A 20,714-nucleotide genomic window follows, 5' to 3' on the forward strand; every position below is an offset into this window, starting at 1 on the left:
CGTGCGCGCGGCGCGGCTGAGCCTGCTGGTCGGTCTGCTGGCCGGGGTCCTGGCCACGGTCCTCTGGTTCGGCGGCGGCCTGGAGCGCGCCGAGGGCTGGACCTGGGACTGGCGCGTCCGGCGCGCCGCCGCGGCCTCGGACGCGAGCGAGCACATCAAGCTCGTGCTGGTGGACCAGGCCAGTCTGGACTGGGGCCGCGAGGTCAACGGCTGGTCGTGGCCCTGGCCGCGCGAGGTCTACACCGCGCTCCTCGGCTTCTGCCAGCGGGCCGGCGCGCGCACCGTGACCCTGGACGTGGTGTTCAGCGAACCGTCGGTTTACGGCGTCTACGACGACGAGGCGCTGGGCATGACCATGGCCGCCATGGACAACGTGACCGCCGCCTGCACCGTGGCGCGAGACGGCACGGTGACCTGGCCCGTCCCCGAGATCCGCGACGGCGCCGCGGCGCTGGGCAACGTCCACGGCCAGCCCGACGACGACGGCATCTTCCGCCGCCTCGCCCCCAACGCGGCCGCCGCCGACACCTTCATCAACAGCCTGGGTATCGCCACCTACCTGGTCGCCGGTCCGACGCGGCCGGTGCCCATGACCGACACGCGACCGGCCATCCTCTCGTTCGCTCCCGCCGGCACCTACGCCAGCTACAGCGCCGCCGCGATCATCCAGTCGGAGCTGCGCCTGCTCGAGGACGGCGAGCCGGTGGTCGACCCCGCCGAGTTGCGCGACAGCCACGTCCTGGTGGGCTTCTCCGCCACCGGCCTCCTGGACCAGCGGCCCACGCCGCTGAGCCGCGTCAGCCCCGGCGTGGTGGTGCACGCCACGCAGCTCGACAACCTGCTGAGCGGCCGGCGCGTGCGGACCGTGCCCGGCTGGATCACCCTGGCGTTGACCCTGGCCGCCGGCCTCGCCGCCGCGCTGCTGGCGGTGCGCATCGCCCGCGCCTGGCAGACCGCGCTGCTCTTCTTGGTGGGCCTGCCCCTGCCGCTGCTGCTGGGGCTCGCGCTCTACCGGACCAGCATCTGGTGGCCCGTGCTGCCGCCGTCGGTGGCGGTGCTCGGCGGCCTGATCGGCGGCGTGGTGGTGAACTGGGCCACCGAGGGACGCCAGCGGCGGTTCCTGAAGCAGGCGTTCCGCCATTACCTCAGTCCCCACGTGGTCGACCGGCTGGTGCAGGATCCCGGGCGGCTGCAGCTCGGCGGCGAGCGGCGCGAACTGACCATCCTCTTCAGCGACCTCGCCGGCTTCACCATGCTGGGCGAGAGCCTCGACCCCGAGCAGCTCACCTCGCTGCTGAACGACTACCTCACCGCCATGACCGACATCGTCCTGGCCGAGGGCGGCACCCTCGACAAGTACGAGGGCGACGCCATCATCGCGTTCTGGAACGCACCGCTGGACGTGCCCGACCACGCCGCCCGCGCGTGCCGCGCCGCGGTGCTCTGCCAGCGCGAGCTGGACCGCCTGCGCCCGTGGTTCCACCAGCGCTGCGGCCGGGACCTCCACATGCGCGTGGGCCTGCACACCGGCGACGTGGTGGTGGGCAACCTGGGCAGCCGCCAGCGTTTCGACTACACCATCCTCGGCGACGCCGCCAACCTGGCCTCGCGCCTGGAGGGTGTGAACAAGGTCTTCGGCACCGGCTGCCTCGTCTCCGCGGCCACGGTGCGCGCCGCCGCCGAGACCGTGCTCGCCCGCGAGCTGGGCCGGGTGCAGGTGGTTGGCCGGCAGGAGCCGGTGACCGTGTTCGAGCTGGGCGGGCTGGCCGGCGAGGTCGAGCCGGCCGACTGGGCGACCTATCGCGAGGCGCTCGAGCTCTGCCGCTCGGGCCAGGGCGTGGCGGCGCACAGCCTGGCACTCACGCTCGCCGACGACCCCGCGGCCCGGGCGCTGGCCGGCCAGCTCGAGCAGGATCCGGAGTTCCGGGGACTCTGGGTGCTGAGCCAGAAGTAGAGTCCCGGGAACGCCTATTCCGCCAGCAACTCGGCCGCGATCTGCGCCGCCTCGCGCACGCACCGCCGGCAGACCGAGATGTCGAGTCCCTCGTCCTGCATCTTCTGCCGGCCCTCGTCGGTGCGCAGGTCGACCCCGACGAGGTCGCGGCAGTTCAGCGCGCCGCAGGCCTCGCGGTACCGCGCGCGCAGCAGGCGCACCTTCTCGTAGCAGAGCTCCTTGGCCTCGCGGTCGTCGCCGTCGAGGCGGCCGAACCGCAGCCCGAGCACCATGATCGCGCCGCTCAGGGCGCCGCAGACGTCGCCGTCGCGGCCCATGCCGCCGCCGAACCCCGTGGCCAGGGGCACCACCGTGGCCTCGATCTCCAGGTCCTCGGCGAAGGTGCGCAGCACCGCCTCGGCGCAGTTGTTGTCGGCGTCGAAGAAGGCGGCGGCGCGCTCGGCGGCCACCAGCGGCGCCGGCGTGGACTCGGGGCCGCCGCCCAGGGCGTCGGCCGCCACCGCGTCGAGCACCTCGCCGGGCTCGAGCGCCTCCCTGGCCCGCAGCGCATCCTCGTCACGGACGAGCAGGCGCACGCCCTTCTTGCCCAGGCTCAACCCCGCGTACATGCCGCCCACGTCGTCGGCCTGCACCATGGCGTCGATGCCCAGGGTCTCGAGGTACTGCTGGGCCTGCTCGGCCTCGAAGCGGTTGCCGTAGGCGCGGATGAAGACCAGTTCGCTCATGGTGATCTCCTCGATCGGGGTCGTGAATTCCTGTGGCCAGTCTAACACCTGGAGGGCACAATGGTCCCATACAGCTATCAGAGGAGGGACCTTTGCGCATCCATTTCGCCGGTACCCGGGGTTCGGCTCCCGTCACTGATCCGCGGTACGCCACCTTCGGCGGCGACACCACCTGTCTGCTGGTCACCGGCGCCGGCGGCGAGCAGGTGGTCCTGGACTGCGGCACGGGCTTGCCGGCGCTCACCGGCCAGCTCGCCAACCAGGCCGACATCATGATCCTGCTGACCCACTTCCACCTCGACCATCTCGTGGGCCTGGCCACCTTCCCGCCGCTCTATACCCGGGGCACCCGGCTCTTGATCGCCGCGCCGCACACCGACGGCGTCTCGGTGTCCGACGCGCTGCACGACCTCTTCCGCGCCCCGTTCTGGCCGGTGACCCTGGACCAGGTCGGCTCCGAACTGAGCTTCGCCGACCTGCCCTCTGCCAGCACCGAGCCCATGCGCCTCGGCGGCCTGGAGGTGCGCTGGATGCCCGTGCCGCACCCCGGCGGCTGCACCGCCTACCGCCTCGATGAACCGGCCACCGGCACGAGCCTCGTCCTGGCCACCGACGCCGAATGGACCGCCGAGGAGACCGATCCGGCGTTCCTCGCGTTCTGCCAGGGCTGCCAGCTGCTGATCTGCGACGGCCAGTACGACGACGACGTGGCCCCGTCCCGCCGTGGCTGGGGCCACACCGCCTGGCCCCAGGCCGTGGATCTGGCCCGGGCGGCCGGGGTCGAGCGTCTGCTCCTGACCCATCACGACCCCGAGGCGGACGACACGGTCCTGGCAGCGCGCGAGCAGGCCCTGCAGGCCGTCATGCCCGGCGCCGCCCTGGCGCGCCAGGGACAGCTCCTCGACCTCAGCCGGAAGGAAGCCCCGTGAACAGCTACGTGCCCGTGCTCTGCGAGGTCCTGGCGCTGCTGCTGATCTTCGCCGTGGCCTCGGGCCTGGCGGCCCCGGTCCGCCGCCGCACCGACCCCGACAAGCCCGGCCTCGGAGCCCTGGCCCATATCCTCCTGCGGCCGATCCTGGTGCTGGCCCTGACCTGGCCGGTGGTCTGGGCTGCCGACCTCTGGCCCACGGCCAATGCCTATCTCGCCGCCAACCCGCAGCACTTCTCGGCCTGGGTAGTGTTCTGGCTCGGCGTGTTCGCCCTATGCTTGATCGAGGCCCTGGCGCGCCAGATCATCGCGGCGCGCGGTCGCGACTGGCCGGTGCCCGATCTGCTCGAGGACATCCTGCGCGCGCTCCTGATCCTGCTGCTGGCGTTCCTGGTCCTGAAGATCGAGCTGGGCTGGGACATCGGGCCGCTGCTCGCCTCCACGGCGCTGATCACCGCGGTGCTCGGCTTCGCGCTGCAGGGGGTGCTGGGCAACCTCCTGGCCGGCATGTCCATGCACCTGACGCGCACCGTGAAGCAGGGCGACTGGGTCAACGTCGACGGCACCGAGGGCCGGGTCAAGCGCACCAACTGGCGCGAGACGCGGCTGATCACCATCAACGGCCACGAACTGATCCTGCCCAACAGCAAGGTCTCCGACGCGGTGATCCACAACCTGAATCACCCCAACCCCGTGCGCCGCCACGCGGTGGACGTGGGCGCCAGCTACAGCGACGAACCCGACCAGGTGATCGCCGCGCTCGAGGCCGCCGCGCGCCAGGTGCCCGAGGTCATGGAGAAGCCGGCCCCCGAGGCCATCGTCACCGCCTTCGAGGACTACGGCATCAACTACCAGCTCCGCTACTGGACGCGCCTGTACCACCGCCGCCGCTGGGTCGACGGCCAGGTCTGCCGCCACATCTGGTACAAGTTCAAGCGCGCCGGCATCGAGATCCCGTTCCCCATGAGCGACAAGCTGCTGAACGACTTCATGACCGTGGTCTACGACCAGCGCAAGCTCGAGCCCGAGGAACGCGACCTCGCCGCCGTGGCCCGCGACCTGCAGGCCAGCCGCCTCTTCGACGGCCTGCTCACCGCCGAGGACTGCGCCCGCCTGGCGCCGCTGGTCCGCCGCGAGAAGTGGACCCGCGGCGAGGTGCTCATGCAGGAGGGCGAGGAGGGCGAGACCTTCCACATCCTGCTGTCCGGCCGGCTGGACGGCCAGATCGCGGGCGACCCGCCGGTCACCTTCGCGGTCGAGGCCGGCGCCGTGGTCGGCGAGATGAGCCTGCTGACCGGCGAACCGCGGTCGGCCACCCTCACGGTGGCCACCAGCAGCGAGCTGCTCACCCTCGACCACGCCGCGTTCGTCGCCCTGCTCGAGCTGCGCGACGAGATCCCCGAGCGCCTGGCCGACCTCGCCGCCGAGCGCGCCGCCGCCAACCGCGCCGCGGCCGACGCCGCGCGCGAGCGGCGCGCGGCCGGCAGCGCCCAGGCGTCCGAGCGCGCAGGGATCCTCTCGCGGTTGCTGGGTTTCATCCGGCAGCACTAGCAGCGTGGATCATCTATAAATGGACTTTAGATCGCTCCAAGTGATTTGCTCCGTGCGTACAAAATTAGCCTGCTCGGGGATAGCTTCTCAACTCTCCAATAGAGTGCCCATGCCTGGCATACAAAGAAAGGCGGCGGCCAGGACGGCCGCCGCCTCGTCGGGTTCCGGGTCGAACCTAGTTGAACAGGTTCTTGACGCCGGTCCAGGTGTGGCTCTCCACGGCCACGGGGCCCTCACCCGGGAAACGGATGGTGGCGCCCTCGGGGGCGGTGATCGTCAGTTCGTCGGCCCAGCTGGTGTCGCCGGCCACGCTGTAGGTGCGAATCTCGATGACCAGACCCGTGTTGCCTTCGGGAACCTCATAGGTGTAGCTGTTCACGTCCCAGCCCTCGCCCTCGGCGTAGTCCGGGCCGCTGGCGGAACCGTCGTAACCGTTGATGTCCTCTTCGGGGGTGCCCAGCGAGTTGTTCCAGTGGCCCCAGAGGCGGCAGCGGGGGGACTGGCCCGCGACGGGCGTGAAGACCATGAGGCTGACGTCGACCATGTCGCCGGCCTGCAGGCCGTAAATGGCGGCGGCGTACAGCTGCGGGGTGCCGCTGGCGGCGTTGTCCACGAGCATCAGGCCGTGGCTGCCGGCGTAGGCCATGTCGGCGTCCAGGCTGGCCAGGATGGGCATCTCACCCTCGTTGACGGGGGTGCCATAATAGGAGAGAGCCAGTTCATCGACGCCGTCCCAGCCGAACGTGCGGGTCTGCTGGGCGAACACGGGCACAGCCACCACGAGCAGGGCCACGATCGTGAGCAATTTCTTCATGGTTCCATTCCTTCCAAAAAACACGATTCCAGGCGCCCGGGTGGTGGACCCGGGCAGGGTCGGGGGATTTCCCGACGCACGAGATACAACGAGTGTAACCAAGAATCAAGAAAAAGTCAAATATGTATGTTTTGTTAAAACAACGCATTACGAGATTTTATTTCGCGTGCGGTTGAATGGTGGGCAGGATTTCGAAGATCAGTTATAAGTTGTTCCGTTGTCATCCATCTCGCGGTTCGAGGAGGATCCATGCGACATATCATGCTGGCCGGGTCGCTAGCTCTGGCCCTCGTCTTGGTGACGGGATGCGCGGTCGGTCCCGACTACGAGCATCCCGACCCCACGGTCCCGGATGCCTGGACCGGCGCCGTGGAGGAAGAACTCTCGGCCAACGTACCCGACCTCGAGTCCTGGTGGACCGTGCTCGGTGACACCACCTTGACCGCGCTGATCGCCGAGGCCGACACGGCCAGCCTCGACCTGGCCGCCGCCCTGGGCCGGCTCAAGGAGGCCCGCGCCGGCACCGGCGTCGCCAAGGGCGCCTACTGGCCCAGCCTCAACGCCTACGGCAACTACGCGCGTACCCAGCTCAGTGAGACCTCGCCGCCGGGCAACAGCACCGGCGCCGGCCCCAACGACCTCTGGCAGGCCGGCTTCGACGCGAGCTGGGAGATCGACGTCTTCGGCCGCACCCGCCGCAGCGTCGAGGCCGCCACCGCCACCTGGCAGGCCTCGGTGGAGGACTATCGCGACGTGCTGGTGACCATGTACGCCGAGGTGGCCGCCAACTACATCCTGGTCCGCACCCTGCAGTCCCGGCTCGATTTCGCCAACACCAGCGCCGCGGCGCTGCGCGAGACAGCCCAGCTCACCCAGGACCGCTACGAGGCGGGACTGACCTCGCTGCTCGACGTGACCCGCGCCCAGTCGAACCTCGCCAGCACCGAGGCCGCCATCCCCTCCCTGGAGGACCAGCTCAACGCGGCCCTCAACCGCCTCGCGGTCCTCCTGGGCCGCACGCCGGGTTCGCTCCACGCGCGTCTGGGCGAATTCCGCTCCATCCCCACCGAGCCCACCGACCTGCTGGTGGGCGTGCCCGCCGAGCTGTTGCGCCGCCGCCCCGACGTGCGCCGCGCCGAACGTCAGCTCGCCGCCCAGACCGCCCGCGTCGGCGTGGCCACCGCCGACCTCTACCCCAGCTTTTCCATCTCCGGCCTGCTCGGCCTCGAGAGCACAGAGTGGGGCGACCTGGGCGACACCGGCCGCAGCGGCAGCTGGAGCCTGATCCCGGGCTTCCGCTGGAACCTCTTCAACGGCGGCGCCACCCGCGGGCGCATCCAGATCGAGGAGGCGCGCACCGAGCAGCTCCTGGCGGCCTACGAGAAGGCCGTGCTCGTGGCGCTGGAGGACGTGGAGAACGCCATGGTCGGCCTGAACCGCGAGCAGCAGCGCCGCCAACACCTGGAGGCCGCCGTGGAGGCCAGCCAGCGCTCGGTGAGCCTGGTCCACACCCAGTACGTCTCGGGGCTGACCGGATTCCAGGAATACCTGGACGCCCAGCGGTCCCTCATCAACCAGCAGGACGAGCTGGCCCTCAGCCGGGGTCGCGTCATCCAGAATCTCATCGCCCTGAACAAGGCACTCGGCGGGGGCTGGTCTCCGGATCGCCTGCCCGCTGACCTGGTCGTCGCCGAGGAGGATGCCGAATGAAATCGTTCCGTCTGCCCATCATCGTGATCCTGCTGACCATGGCGGTCGGCTGCGGCCAACAGGAGACCGCCACCCCACCGCCGCCCCCGGTGCTCGTGGCCCAGCCCGTGGTCCGCAGCGTGAAGGGCTACCAGGTCTTCACCGGTGTGACTCGCGGCGTGGCCCAGGCCGAGGTGCGGACCCGCGTGGCCGGTACTCTCGAACAGGTGGCCTTCGAGCCCGCCAGCCTGGTCGAGGAAGGTGCTCTGCTCTTCGTCATCGAGCAGGACTACTACCGCGCCATGCGCGATGAGGCCAGCGCGTCGCTAGCCGCGGCGCGCGCCGACCTGGCGCTGGCCGAGTCTGAACTCGCCCGGATCGAGGCCGCCATCAAGACCAAGGCGGTCAGCGAACTCGACCTCGATCGAGCCAAGGCGCAGCGCGACCGCGCCGCCGCCTCGGTGCTCAGCGCCCAGGCCATGCTCGACAAGGCCGCACTCGACTACAGCTACACCGAAGTCCGCGCGCCCTTCGCCGGTCAGGTGAGCCGCAACCTGGTGGACGTGGGCAACCTCGTGGGACAGGGCGAGTCGACCTTGCTGACCACGGTCAACCAGATGAAGCCGCTGTACGTCTACTTCGAGGCGCCCGAGCCGCTGGTGTTGCGGATGCTGTCGGACGAGGATCGGACGGTGGTCAAGGAGGAGAACGAGGCTGAGAATATGATCGTCGCCCTGGTGGCCACGAGCGCCGACACCGGCTTCCCCCACGAGGGCCACATCGACTACATCGACAACACCGTCAACCCGCAGACCGGCACCATCCAGGTGCGGGCGTTGCTGCCCAACGACAACTTCCAGCTCTTCCCCGGCCTCTTCGTGCGGGTCAAGGTCCTGGGCAGGGAGCTGCCCGGCAGCGTGATGGTGGAGGAGGCCGCCATCGGCACCGACCTGGGCGGGAAGTACGTCCTGCTGGTGGGCGAGGACGGGATCGTCGAGCAGCGCTACGTGACGCTGAGCTCCATCGCCGAGGACGGGATGATCCGGATCGAGGAGGGTCTGGACGGCAGCGAGACCTACGTGGTCGAGGGGCTGCTCAAGGCCCGGCCGGGGCGGCCGGTGACCCCGCTGACCCGCGAGGAAGCCGCAGCCCGGATGGCCCAGAGCCCAGGCCAGGGGGGGTAGCCGGCATGTTCAGCCAGTTCTTCATCAGCCGGCCCATCTTCGCCATGGTGATCGCCATCGTGATCATCATCCTGGGACTTCTGTCCATCCCGATCCTGCCCGTGGAGAGCATGCCCGACATCACGCCGCCCACGGTGAAGGTCTCCACCAGCTATCCCGGCGCCGACGCCAAGGTGGTGGAGGAGGCCGTGACCTCGCCCATCGAGCAGCAGGTCAACGGCGTCGAGAACATGCTCTACATGCAGTCCAAGAGCACGGCCGACGGCAAGCTGGACCTGACGGTGACCTTCGACATCGGCACCGATCCGGACATGGCCACCGTGCTCACCCAGAACCGCGTGTCCATCGCCGAGCCGCTGCTGCCCGAGGAGGTCAAGCGCCAGGGCATCACCACCAAGAAGCAGTCCACCATGCTGGTCCTGATGGTGAACCTCTTCTCGCCCGACGGCCGCTTCGACGACCTCTACATCAGCAACTACGTCACCACCCGCATCAAGGACGTGCTGGCCCGCGTCAAAGGCGTGGGCGAGGTCCAGGTGTTCGGCGCCAAGGACTTCGGCATGCGCGTGTGGGTCGACCCCGCCCGCATGAAAGCCCGCGGCCTGACCATCGACGAGTTGATCAACGCGCTCCGCGAGCAGAACGTGCAGGTGGCCGCCGGCAAGATCGGCGCCGAGCCCAACTCGGCGAACCTGCCCTTCGAGCTGTCGCTCCTGACCAAGGGCCGCCTGACCAGCGTGGAGCAGTTCGAGGAGATCGTGGTCAAGACCGGACAGCGCGGCGAACTGGTCTACGTGCGCGACGTGGCGCGGGTGGAACTGGGCGCCCAGGCCTACAACTGGTACGCCCAGCTCGACGGCCAGACCAGCATCGCCTGCGGCATCTACCAGCTGCCCGGCTCCAACGCCCTCGAGGTGGCACAGAACGTGGCGGCGACCATGGACGACCTGGCCGTCGAGTTCCCCGAGGGACTCGAGCACGCCATCGTCTACGACTCCACGCGTTACATCGACGCCTCGATCCAGGAGGTGATCTCCAGCCTGATCATCGCCATCATCCTGGTGATCTTCACAGTCTACATCTTCCTGCAAGACTTCCGCACCACGCTGGTGCCGGCGGTCACCATCCCGGTCTCGCTCATCGGCACCTTCGCCGCCATGCAGGCGCTGGGCATGTCGATCAACAACCTCACCTTGTTCGGGCTGGTGCTGGCCATCGGCATCGTGGTCGACGACGCCATCGTGGTGGTGGAGAACACCATGCGCCTCATCGACGAGGAGGGCCTCAAGGCCAAGGAGGCCGTGAGCAAGGCCATGATCGAGGTGGGCGGCCCCATCATCGCCACCACCCTGGTGCTGCTGGCGGTGTTCGTGCCCACCACCCTGATGCCCGGCCTGGTGGGACGCCTGTACAAGCAGTTCGCCATCACCATCTCGGTGGCCACGGTCTTCTCGTCGATCAACGCGCTGACCCTGAGCCCGGCGCTCTGCGGCCTGCTGCTGCGCAAATCGCCCGAGAAGCGCGGCTGGTTCTTCACCAAGTTCAACCATTACTTCGAGATCAGCACCGAGAAGTACATGGGCCTCACCGGCGCCCTGACCCGCAAGACCGTGATCATGCTGCTCGCCTTCGTGGTGCTGCTGGCCGCCGCCGGCCTCGGCCTGAACAGCCTGCCCACCGGCTTCCTGCCCGACGAGGACCAGGGCTACTTCTTCGTCAACATGCAGCTGCCCAACGGCGCCTCGCTGCAGCGGACCGAGCAGGTCCTCGACGGCGTCAACGCCATGCTGGTCGACACGCCCGGCGTGGCCGGCGTGGTCTCGGTGGGCGGCTATTCGCTGCTCGACGGCGTGGCCTCCTCCAACACCGCCATGGCCATCGTCACCCTCGAGCCCTGGGAGGACCGCAAGAGCAAGGAGCTGAAGATCCAGAACATCATCGCCTCGATCCAGCCCAGGCTCTACATGCTGCCCCAGGCCATCGCCTTCGCCTTCCTGCCCCCGCCCATCATGGGCCTGGGCACCGCCGGCGGTTTCGAGATGCAGCTGCAGGACCGCGGCGGCCTGGGCGTTCTCCAGCTCGAGCAGATGGCCAACTCGCTGGTCGACGCCGGCAACCAGAGCCCGCAACTCACCCGCATGAACCAGAACCTCCGCGCCCAGGTCCCCCAGCTCTTCCTCGACATCGACCGCGAGCGCGCCAAGGCCTACCAGGTCCCCCTGAGCCGGATCTTCAACACGCTGGGCGCCAACCTGGGCTCGTCCTACGTCAACGACTTCAACCTCTTCGGCCGTACCTGGCGGCTCATGGTCCAGGCCGACGAGCAGTACCGCTCCCGCCCCGAGGACATCCTCGCGCTCGAGGTGCGCAGCGACCTCGGCAGCATGATCCCGCTGGGGACCTTCGTCGCGGTGCGCGACACCGTGGGCCCCAGCAGCATCTCGCGCTTCAACATGTTCCCCTCGGCCACCATCACGGGCAGCGGCGCGCCCGGCGTCAGTTCCGGACAGGCCACCAACGAGCTCGAGCGCCTGGCGGGCGAGGTGGCCCCCGGTCTGGGCGTGGCCTGGTCGGGCACCACCTACCAGGAGAAGCAGGCGGGCAACGCCGCGCCCATCATCTTCGGCCTGGCCATCATCTTCGTGTTCCTCTTCCTGGCGGCGCAGTACGAGAGCTGGCACATCCCGCTGGCGGTGATGCTCTCGGTGCCGCTGGCGATCCTGGGCGCCGCCCTGGCCACCGGCCTGCGCGGCCTCGACAACAACATCTACACCCAGGTGGGGCTGGTGCTGCTGATCGGCATGTCGGCCAAGAACGCCATCCTCATCGTGGAGTTCGCCAAGCAGGAGCACGAGAACGGACTCTCGGTGATCGACGCGGCGCTCAAGGCGGCGCGCCTGCGCTTCCGGGCGATCCTGATGACCGCGTTCTCGTTCATCCTGGGCGTGATCCCGCTGGTGGTCGCGTCGGGCGCCGGCGCGGCCAGCCGCATCGCGCTGGGCACCGCCGTGTTCGGCGGCATGCTCATGGCCACGGGCGCGGGCGTGTTCGTGATCCCGTTCATGTACCGGATCGTGCAGGAGACGGCCGAGAGGCTGGGCGGCCGGAAAGCCGAGGCGGCGCCGAGCACACCGCCCCCGCCAGCGGACTGAACGGACCGACAGCGATGAAGACGACAAGGGCCGGGGAACGCTCCCCGGCCCTTGTGCATCGGCAGGCGGCGGGCGGCTATTGCTCGGGCGGCGGCAGGTTGGTGTTCAACTCGCGATAGTACTCGCCCGAGATGAACTTGCGCACCTCACCCGAGGTGACCACGAAGACATAGGCCCCGTAGTAGACCGCATCGAACCCGCTGCCCACACGCACGTCCACCGTGCCCAGGCTGCCGGGCGCGGGCGATTGCTCGCTGTTGCCGAAGAAGACCTCGAAGTAGCCGTCGCCGCTGAAGATCTGGATGCGGTCGTTGTCCTGGTCGCTGACGAAGATGCGGCCGCTGCCATCGAGGGTCAGGGCCACCGGACGCGCGAACTCGCCCTCGGCGTCGCTCACCCCGCCGACCCAGTCGTTCTCCTCGCATTCCGCCGCGTTGCCCAGCACGTAGTCGGCCGCGGCCGGCGGCACGCAGGTGGCGAGGTCGAAGAGCGCGGCGTGGCCGCGCAGGGGGTCCTCGCCGTCGGGGTCGATGTCGGTGAGGTCGGGCACGCTGTCGAAGCGGATGACCCAGTTGCGCAGCGTGTCGCGGTCGCAGACGAGCAGGCTGTCCTCGGCGTCGCGGGCGAGGCCCGCCGCATCCAGCACGAACCGGGCACCCACGCCCGCATCGTTGCAGAGGATGCCGTAGGGGATCAATCCGGTGAAGGGCTCGTAGGCGTAGCGGTGGACCACGCCGCTGTCGGGGTCGGCCAGGTAGAGGAAGGTGGCCGCCCCGGGGACCTGCTCGACGCCCGCGGCGCAGGCGGCCATGGCGACGCAGCGCCGGACCGCCGGCAGGACGGAGTAGGTGGGCCCGCCGTCGGGAGTGGCGAGGTCGGTGGCGCGATACCAGGTGACCCGCGCCAGGTCCTGGTCCCAGACGAAGACCAGCGAATCGGCGTCGTCGGCGCAGAGCGCCGTGGGCGAGCCGAAGCCGCCCACCCCGGCGATGAGTTCGTACTTCTGGTTGCGCTTGGTCAGGCTGTCGCCCGTGAGCACGAAGAGGTTGCTCTGGAGCGTGAGCACCTGCATCACGTCGGGCTCGGGATAGGTGGCGTCCAGGAGATAGGGCGCCACCGAGAAGAGTCCGGTGGGCTCGGGGATGGCGATCTTCTCGCCGCAACCGGTCACCACGGCCAGGACGAGGACCAGCAGCAGGCAGAGGGTTGTCAGGCGTCGGCCGCTCATCGCTGCGCCCTCCCGTGCCGGGTGCGTTCCTTGGCCCAGAGCGGCGACATCTCCAGCGAGATGAAGTGCATGGAGCCGAAGGCGCCCATGTCGCTGTAGCCGTAATCGATGCGCCAGAGAAACTGCTTGCGCTTGATCTGCAGGCCGAAGCCGGCGCCGAGGCCGCCCTCGTCGCGGCCGGTCTCCCAGCCGCTGCGCAGGTAGAGCAGGTCGCTGACCGCCAGTTCACCGCCGAGGCGGAAGCTCTCCTTGGCGTCGCTGGGATGGTTGAAGTCCGCGGTGGTCAAGAGGCCCAGGCGCCGCGAGAGGCCCCACGTGTAGGCGATGCCGAAGCTGCCCTCGGTGGGCGGGGCGCTGCTCTGGAACTCGGTCTGGGGCACGTAGCCCTCGCGGGTGGGCGGATCGCCGCCGGGGCGCATCTCGCCGCCGAAATTGCGCACCGAGAAGCCCACGCGCATGTCGCCGACCCCGACCAGGTAGAGGATGCCCAGATCGAAGAGCAGCGAACGCATCTCCCACTCGTCCAGGTTCTCCTGGTAGTACTTCACGGTGCCGCCCACCGAGAAGCGGTCGGTCATCGACCGCGCCAGACTGAAGCCCAGGACGTACTGGTCGGCGTTGAAGGTGGTGCCGGTGCCCTCGACGTTGTACTCGGTGGTGCGCGGGATGTCGCCGCTGCGCAGCATGCCGGCGGTGATGGCGAAGCCGAAGTTCTGGCGGCGCCACTGGTAGGCGAGATGGTCGATGTCGATGTCCGCGGCCCACTCGGTGTGGTTGAAGAACACGTTCTTCAGGCCCGGCGTGCGCATGAGGCCGGCGGGGTTCCAGAACGCCACCGGCCCGTCGATGGCGCAGGCCACGTAAGCGCGGCCCAGCCCCACCGGCCGCGCGCCCACGGGGATCTTGAGGAACTGACCGCCCGAGGTGCCGACGTTCTCCTCGCCGTAGAGGCGCAGCGCGTCGCCGGCGGCCGCGGGCCAGGCCGCAGCCAGCAGCGCCAGCAGCGCCAGCAGGAGGAGCGTCGTGTGCGGTCGCCTCACCACTGGTAGCTCACCCCCCAGAGCAGAACCCGGGGGTTCTCGATGTAGCTGGGGTTGACCACGCCCTTGGCGTAGGCCTCGTTGTTGGTGTCGGGCGAGTAGCCCAGTTCCTCGAGCCGGTCGGACCACGTATGGACCCACGCGGGGTTGTAGTCGCCCACCTTGTAGCCGTCGCCGGTGTAGGGATTGACGCGGCGGTAATCGGTGGAGTTCAGGATGTTGCGGCCCTCGAAGAAGATGGTCAGCTTCTGGTTCTTGCCGATCCGCCAGAACTTGTTGAAGCGCACGTTCACCGAGCTCTTGGCGGGGCCGATGGCGCTGTAGTAGTCGCCGCGGATCGAGGCGCCGTTGCCGAGGTAGGTGCTGGGCGTGTAGCGCTGGCCAGCCTCGGCGCGCAGCAGCAGGTTCACGCTCCAGTTGGCCGGCATCTCCCAGCCCAGCAGGGTCGGACGCTCGCGCTCGAAGACCGAGAAGTCCAGGTTCACGCTGAACGACCAGGGCTTGTCCCAGAGCAGCGGCGACCGCGCGAGGCCGCCGATGCTCGACGTGGGCTCGTAGGCTTCGTCGTAGATCGCCTGCAGGTAGGCCTCGTCGGCGTTGCTGTTGGTGCCCGTGGAGCGCGACAGCTCGATGTTGGCCGACCCGCTCAGCCAGCGCGTGGTGCGCTTGATCACCGAGAGCTCCACGCCCAGGCTGCGCGCCGAATCGCCGTTGAAGTAGCGCACCGGCTCGATGTCGACGGTGCCGACGTCGTCGGGGTCGGGCGTCTCGTCGGCGCCGATCTGCACCGGGTTCAGGGCCACGCTCTTGGCGTAGCCGTAGATGTCGCGGTTGTAGCAGGTCACGCCCAGCGACCAGAGGTTCTCGAACTCGTGCTGCCAGCCCACCTCGTACTCCACGGTGACCTTGGGGTCGAGGTTGGGGTTGCCCAGGAGCTGCACCTTGGTGGCGCGCTGGGTCTGCAGCTGCGGGTAGACGTAGGTGAACCGCGGCCACTGGCTGAAGTGGCCGTAGTTGAAGAAGAACTTGTCGCTGTGCGTGACCGGGAAGCTGATGCCCAGACGCGGCGAGAGGCGCGCCTTCCAGTTGCGGCCCATGGCCCGGAAGGTCTTGTCGTTGAACTCGTCGACCATCTCGTGAGTGATGAAGAGATAGTCGTCGGGGTTCTGCATCACCTCTTCGACCTCGCTGCCCGGCGCCCAGAGGTCGGCGCGGATCCCGGCGTTGAGGATCAGGCCGTGGTACTCGATGGTGTCCTGGAAGAAGCCCGCGCCGACGATGGGATGCGCCCGGAAGATGTCCTCGCCGATGGCCAACTTGCCCGCCGGCGGGTCGCCGAGATTCGACTGCAGGTCGATGAGCTGCATCTCGGTGAAGCTGAGGTCCATGCCCGCCTTGAATTGGTTGCCGGCGCCGCCGTAGAACGAATAGCTCGCCTTGGCGGTGTAGGCCTCGCTGTAGTGGTCGTGCCAGCGGTCGGCGTGGTACTCGTTCTGCCCCGAAGGATCGTTGTAGTAGGGGTTCTCCTCGATCTTCTCGTAGCTGCGGAAGTCGTCGTTGCCGTTGAGGTTGTTGTGCATGCGCGAGAAGTTGCGGCCGAGGGTGATCTCGTACCAGTCGGTGTCCGAGAGCACGTGGCGCCAGAATACGTTGGTCAGGATCGACTCGTTGGTGAAGACCAGGAAGTTCTCCATGTTGTCGATGAACGGGCGCGGGTAGCCCTCGCCGGGCAGCTTGAAGCCCTGGCTGACGGCGAACTGGCGGCTGGCCGAGATCGACAGCTTGTGCACCGGCGACATGTTCCAGGTCCACTTGGCCAAGCCGTTCCAGTCGTTCTGCTGGCGCGGCGACCAGAAGCTGCCCGGATAGAGCGGCGACTCGAGTCGTCTCTTGCGCGAGTAGATGGGCAGGTAACCGTCGCGGATGTCCATGCTGCCCGACAGGAGCAGGTACTGCTGGCCGGCCATGGGCACGCCCAGCGCCTTGAGGCCGGCCGAGAGCGGGTCGGGCCCGCTCACCGAAGCCTTGACGATGTCGATGTTGTGGGGCTCGTCGTACTTGTCCAGCTGGTTCCAGGGGACGGTCTCCTGCTTGTCCACCGTGTTGACGAGGTAGTCCCGCTTCAGCGAGACCTTCCCCTCCAGGCGGTTGCCGCCCTCCTTGGTCGAGACGTTGACCACGCCCGAGACCGCCTGGCCGTACTCGGCGTTGAAGCCGCCGGTGAGCACCTCGATCTCGTTGATAATCGAGGGATCGATCTGGTAGCCGTAGCCGCCGCCGGCGAGCGGATCGTTAACCGACATGCCGTCGATGACGAAGCGCGTGTCGTCGGCGCGGCCACCGCGGATGTGGATCTCGTTGTCCTGCAGCGTGACGCCGGGCTGCAGCGCGATCATGTCGACCACCTGGTCCAGCGGCATGGCCTCGAGCTGCTTGCTCGACAGGTAGTGGCTGGTGCCGGTGCGCTCCACCTCGATGAGCTTGCGCTCGGCCTCCACGCGCATGGGCTCCATGTAGATCGCCTGCACCTCGAGGGTGAAGACCAGGTCGACGACGCCGCCGGGCTCGAGGCGCACGGTCTGCGAGCCCACGCCATAGCCGATGTAGCTGGCCTTGACGGTGTAGGTGCCGGGGCGCAGGCCGCGGATGAAGAAGTATCCGTCGTTGAGCGCCATGGTGCCGATGTTGGTGCCGGCGATGTAGACGTTGGTGTAGGGCATGGATTCGCCCGACTCGCCGTCGATCACCCGTCCCTTGATGATGCCGGTGCTGGTGACCTGGGCCGCGGCGACGGTGGTCAGCGCGGCCAGCAACAGGACCAGGCAGACGAGCTGGCGTCTCACGGCGCGGTCACCCCCAGCTCGTGGGTGAAGAGAGCGGCCAGGGCGGCCTTGGCCTCGTCGTGGACCATGGTCTCGAGCTGATACGAGATGCCCACCGTGCGGGCGAACTCGCTGATGGTGCGGTCGGGCCGGCGCACGCCGATGATCGGGTCCCAGGGCGGCCGGCGGCCGAAGCACTGGGTGCAGGACTCGAAGCGGTAGAGCTCCTCGCTGCCCTCGAGCAGGATCAGGCCGATGCCGCGACCCTGACGGGTCTCGAGAGTCATGGGCGGCAGCCATTCCTGGGTGCCAAGCGCCTGGACCCCCAGCGCGGCGTTGGCGGGTTCGAGCGTGCTCTGCGGCGCTCCCGTGGGGTTGACGCCGATGATCGTCTGCCGGAAGTAGTAGGGCAGGCCCGAATTGGCACCCGTCAAGTTGCGGCTGATCATGAGCAGCTGTCCCGGATCGTGGACACCATCGGCGGTCAGGAACGTCTCGAGCACGCCGTCGCGCGCGGCCGCATTCTCGAGCACGGTGCTGGTGCCGCTGCCGTCGAACCAGAACACGAGGTCGAAGAGACGCATGGTCTCGAGCAGGACGAAATCGTTGTCCGGGTAGCCGAACTTGAATTCGTACTCGCTCCAACCGTCGGGACCGAGATACTCGGCCAGGAACTCGCGGTAGAATTCCCGGGTGGGGTCGAGCGAATTGTCGGGGATCACCAGCACCGACCCCTGCGGCTCGCGCACCTCCCAGGAGAAGGTGAAGCGGGTGACGGCCGCCGCCTCGTCGGCCACGGCCACCGTCAACGTCCGCTGGCCGGCCTCGAGGCCGCTGACCTGGACCTCGAAATCGAGGATGTCGGCGTCCGGTTCGGGGAAGGGCGCCTCGAGCCAGTGGCGCATGGGATCGGCCGCCGGGTCGTCCCAGGCCAGCACGGTGTCGGGATCCTCGTCGGCGCAGGTGTAGCGATAGAAGGCGTCCATGGTGGTGTTGCCGTCGAGGTCGAAGGCGAACAGGCGCAGGCTCATGGCGCCGTAGTTCCAGAAGATGGTGTCGTTCGCGGCGGTGATCTCGCGCTGCAGGTTGGGGCGCGGGTCGAAGTCGCTCTGGAAGTTCACGGCCGGCGGGAAGTTGCGCAGGGGCAGGTAGCGGACCAGCGTGTCGCTCACCGCGCCCTGGTCGTCGCGGCAGGCGAGCAAGAAGGTGGCCTCGGCCTGGCCCAGGTCGTCGGTGGTGAAGGTCATGGTGGTGTCGGTGCGCGTGGTGGTGTCCCAGGGCGCCGGGATGGCGCTGTCGGGACGGACCGACACGTAGTACACCATGACCTGGCCGTCCCGATCGGTGCCGCTCCAGTGGAACGTGCGTTCGAAATAGCTGGTGGGATTCAGCGCGTCGTCCGGGTCCACCGGCTCGACGAAGAAGCTCATCACCGGGCGCGCGTTCTCCACGCTGGCGGGATCGAAGGGGTCGTTGGTGCAGGCCAGGAACCCCACCGTCAACAGCACGATCGCCATGCCCGCCGCGCGCCTCATTTGATGATCACCAGCTTCCCGCGCTGGATCTCGCCCGAGTCCAGGTTCTCGACCACGTAGATGTAGAGACCGGTGGCGATGGCGCGGCCATGCTCGGAGAGCACGTCCCACTCTTGCTTGCCGTCGACGGGGTCGTCGTGCTGGAGCGTGCGCACCAGGTCGCCGGCCAGGGTGAAGATCTTGATGGTGCAGCGCGACGGCAGGTTCAGGAACCAGATCCGGCGGCTCAGCTCGACATCGCCGCGGGGAAGGTCGAAGTTGCTGCCGGCCCGGTAGGGGTTGGGCGCCACCGAGACCCGGCCGTCGCTGCTGCGCGGGGTGGCGGCTGGCCCGGGATAGACCCGCATGGCGTTCTCGAAATAGCCGCTGGGGAACTCGGGCAGTCCTTCCTCCAGATCGGGCGCCGAGAACGAGATCACCGAGTACCAGTAGGGGAAGCCGTCGAGCAGATCGCTGTCGGTGAACTCGCGCAGGCCCTCGTCGTTCAGCGGCGGCAGACCGGTGTCGAAACCGACCCCGTCGATCTTGTCGAACTGCGCCACCAGGGTGGACAGCTCGTAGGGATCACGGTCGAACTCGAGGCCCTGGAAGCGGTAGATGCGGTAGCCCTGGAAGTCGGGCTTGCCGGTGATGGTGGAGATGTGCTGCTCGGGAGAGCGCCGCGGGTCGTCGCTGGCCAGTTCCTCGCCGTCGGCGTCGAGGCTGTCGCCAGGCGCCCACTGCAGCTTGATGGTGTTCCACTCGTAGGCGGTCTGGAGGTTGGGCGAGGGCGGACCGGTGGGGATGGAGAAGCCGTCGTTGTAGGCCACCTGGGCCACCTTGCTGTTGGCCAGCAGGTTGAGCGAGTCGGCGCCGCAGGCGATGGCGTAGGTGACGTGGATCGTGTCGTCGGGCGCGAGGCTCGGCCACGGGCCCGTGGACAGCATCCCGACCCAGTCGCTGGGGATGGTGTAGTCCTCGTCCTCGGTCACGCCCGCGGTGAACGCGCCGTTGCTCATGAGCTGGTACTTGCCCGGCTGCTCCACGTCCTGATCGTCGAGGTAGACGTCGTCCTCGGCGGGTACGTCGCGGAATCCCCAGGCATTGTAAGAGACCGGCGGCTGGTCCAGCGCCGGCTCCACCGCGGGCACGGTGCCCAGCAGACGGCAGCCGACCCAGCTGGTGGCCAGGCCTTCGTCGCCGTCGTCGTCGCGCTCGTACATCATGGCGATCTCGGGATCGTCGACCACCGTGAACTCCTCGGGAGCCCAGCCCACGGGTCCCCAGCCGCCGTTCATGTCGTCGTAGAAGTTCCAGCCCACCGGCGCGTTGGGATCGTAGGGATTGGTGTTGTCGGTGTTGCCCACGGTGCAGTCGTTCCAGAAGCCGACGTAGACGTCGCGCAGCTCGCCGCCCGAGATGTTGATGATGGCGTAGTCGAGGATCACGAAGTCATCGGCGTAGGGGTTGCTCCAGGCCAGGGCCCGCAGCACCACCTTCAGCCCCAGCGGCACGTGGTTGCCGGTCTCGCTGATGGCGTAGTCGTCCATGACCACCTGGATGTGCTGGGTGGCCACCGCGCGCGGGTCGTAGGCGTCGCTGTTCTGGCTGTTCGACCAGATATGGACCGGCTCGCCGGGGGCGTCCTGGAACTCGCGCACGTCGTCGCCGTCGGCCAGGTTCGCCGCGTCCTGGGCGCCGGTGGAGACCCGGATCGCACCGTCGGGAGCGATGGCCCCGACCCAGAGTCCGCCCAGGAACAGGTGCTCGACGTTGCTGTTGAGCGGGTACTCGCAGCTGGGCTGGTTGGGATTCTCGAACCCGTTGCCCACATAGCCGAGGTTGGTGATGGTCAGGCCCACGATGCCGATGTTCGTGTACATGTCTTTACGCGGGCTGGCCACCAGACTGCCGGCCATCGCCAGCAACACCAGCACGAGGGCGATCCTGGCGAGGTGGCGGCGGCGACAGCGATGCGACGCGCGGTGAGCGCCGGGCGCAGGCAAGGGGTGGACCTCCGGGGCGTGGCCTGGGCGAGACCGGAGCGGAACCATAGCCCCCGCGGCGGGTCGGTGTCAACTGCGCTGGTCGGGGATCAGATCGTGCATTGTGG

Annotated in this window: 13 protein-coding genes; 6 read left to right on the forward strand and 7 right to left on the reverse strand. The window is 68.5% G+C overall.

Features of this window, described 5'->3' with window-relative positions; genetic code table 11:
* Nucleotide 1 precedes the first annotated feature (1 nt).
* Nucleotides 2-1,954 carry a CHASE2 domain-containing protein gene (locus IFSED24_RS12585; RefSeq protein ID WP_491331818.1) on the forward strand — a complete coding sequence of 651 codons (1,953 nt, stop codon included), beginning with the start codon at nucleotides 2-4 and terminating at the stop codon, nucleotides 1,952-1,954.
* Between the two features lie 14 nt (nucleotides 1,955-1,968).
* Here the strand turns inward: IFSED24_RS12585 and IFSED24_RS12590 are convergent, their stop codons facing one another.
* Nucleotides 1,969-2,679, reverse strand: a complete 711-nt coding sequence (locus tag IFSED24_RS12590; RefSeq protein ID WP_491331819.1) for a C-GCAxxG-C-C family (seleno)protein — start codon at nucleotides 2,677-2,679, stop codon at nucleotides 1,969-1,971.
* A gap of 92 nt (nucleotides 2,680-2,771) precedes the next feature.
* Between IFSED24_RS12590 and IFSED24_RS12595 the strand changes: the two genes are divergently transcribed.
* Nucleotides 2,772-3,608: an MBL fold metallo-hydrolase gene (locus tag IFSED24_RS12595; protein ID WP_491331820.1), complete on the forward strand. Its 837-nt coding sequence runs from the start codon at nucleotides 2,772-2,774 to the stop codon at nucleotides 3,606-3,608.
* Nucleotides 3,605-5,158, forward strand: coding sequence for a mechanosensitive ion channel domain-containing protein (locus IFSED24_RS12600; protein WP_491331821.1), 1,554 nt, complete (start codon nucleotides 3,605-3,607; stop codon nucleotides 5,156-5,158). Before IFSED24_RS12595 ends, IFSED24_RS12600 begins: the two co-directional genes overlap by 4 nt.
* 175 nt (nucleotides 5,159-5,333) lie before the next feature.
* On the opposite strand, the gene IFSED24_RS12605 is transcribed toward IFSED24_RS12600, so the two are convergent.
* Nucleotides 5,334-5,972 (reverse strand): hypothetical protein, encoded by a 639-nt coding sequence (locus tag IFSED24_RS12605; RefSeq protein ID WP_491331822.1) that lies wholly within the window; start codon nucleotides 5,970-5,972, stop codon nucleotides 5,334-5,336.
* Nucleotides 5,973-6,221: 249 nt separating this feature from the next.
* Here IFSED24_RS12605 and IFSED24_RS12610 point away from each other — a divergent pair, with 249 nt between their 5' ends.
* The 3 genes from IFSED24_RS12610 to IFSED24_RS12620 are packed head-to-tail and all read left to right on the forward strand — an operon-like array spanning nucleotide 6,222 to nucleotide 11,997.
* Nucleotides 6,222-7,682: an efflux transporter outer membrane subunit gene (locus IFSED24_RS12610; protein WP_491331823.1), complete on the forward strand. Its 1,461-nt coding sequence runs from the start codon at nucleotides 6,222-6,224 to the stop codon at nucleotides 7,680-7,682.
* Nucleotides 7,679-8,845: an efflux RND transporter periplasmic adaptor subunit gene (locus IFSED24_RS12615; protein ID WP_491331824.1), complete on the forward strand. Its 1,167-nt coding sequence runs from the start codon at nucleotides 7,679-7,681 to the stop codon at nucleotides 8,843-8,845. Before IFSED24_RS12610 ends, IFSED24_RS12615 begins: the two co-directional genes overlap by 4 nt.
* Nucleotides 8,846-8,850: 5 nt before the next feature.
* Nucleotides 8,851-11,997: an efflux RND transporter permease subunit gene (locus IFSED24_RS12620; RefSeq protein WP_491331825.1), complete on the forward strand. Its 3,147-nt coding sequence runs from the start codon at nucleotides 8,851-8,853 to the stop codon at nucleotides 11,995-11,997.
* 76 nt (nucleotides 11,998-12,073) lie between these two features.
* Here the strand turns inward: IFSED24_RS12620 and IFSED24_RS12625 are convergent, their stop codons facing one another.
* The 5 genes from IFSED24_RS12625 to IFSED24_RS12645 are packed head-to-tail and all read right to left on the reverse strand — an operon-like array spanning nucleotide 12,074 to nucleotide 20,607.
* Nucleotides 12,074-13,225 (reverse strand): hypothetical protein, encoded by a 1,152-nt coding sequence (locus IFSED24_RS12625; protein ID WP_491331826.1) that lies wholly within the window; start codon nucleotides 13,223-13,225, stop codon nucleotides 12,074-12,076.
* Nucleotides 13,222-14,265, reverse strand: coding sequence for a PorV/PorQ family protein (locus tag IFSED24_RS12630; protein ID WP_491331827.1), 1,044 nt, complete (start codon nucleotides 14,263-14,265; stop codon nucleotides 13,222-13,224). The genes IFSED24_RS12625 and IFSED24_RS12630 overlap by 4 nt, the downstream gene beginning before the upstream one ends.
* A complete protein-coding gene (locus tag IFSED24_RS12635) occupies nucleotides 14,262-17,108 on the reverse strand; it encodes a TonB-dependent receptor (protein ID WP_491331828.1) in 2,847 nt (948 codons plus the stop codon). The genes IFSED24_RS12630 and IFSED24_RS12635 overlap by 4 nt, the downstream gene beginning before the upstream one ends.
* Entirely contained in the window at nucleotides 17,105-18,604 is a 1,500-nt protein-coding gene (locus tag IFSED24_RS12640; protein ID WP_491331829.1) for a hypothetical protein, read from the reverse strand. The genes IFSED24_RS12635 and IFSED24_RS12640 overlap by 4 nt, the downstream gene beginning before the upstream one ends.
* A 14-nt stretch (nucleotides 18,605-18,618) precedes the next feature.
* On the reverse strand, nucleotides 18,619-20,607 hold the full coding sequence (locus IFSED24_RS12645) for a hypothetical protein (protein WP_491331830.1): 1,989 nt from the start codon (nucleotides 20,605-20,607) through the stop codon (nucleotides 18,619-18,621).
* Nucleotides 20,608-20,714: the final 107 nt, after the last annotated feature.

The sequence above is a fragment of the Candidatus Latescibacter sp. IFSED24 genome (assembly GCF_058273205.1).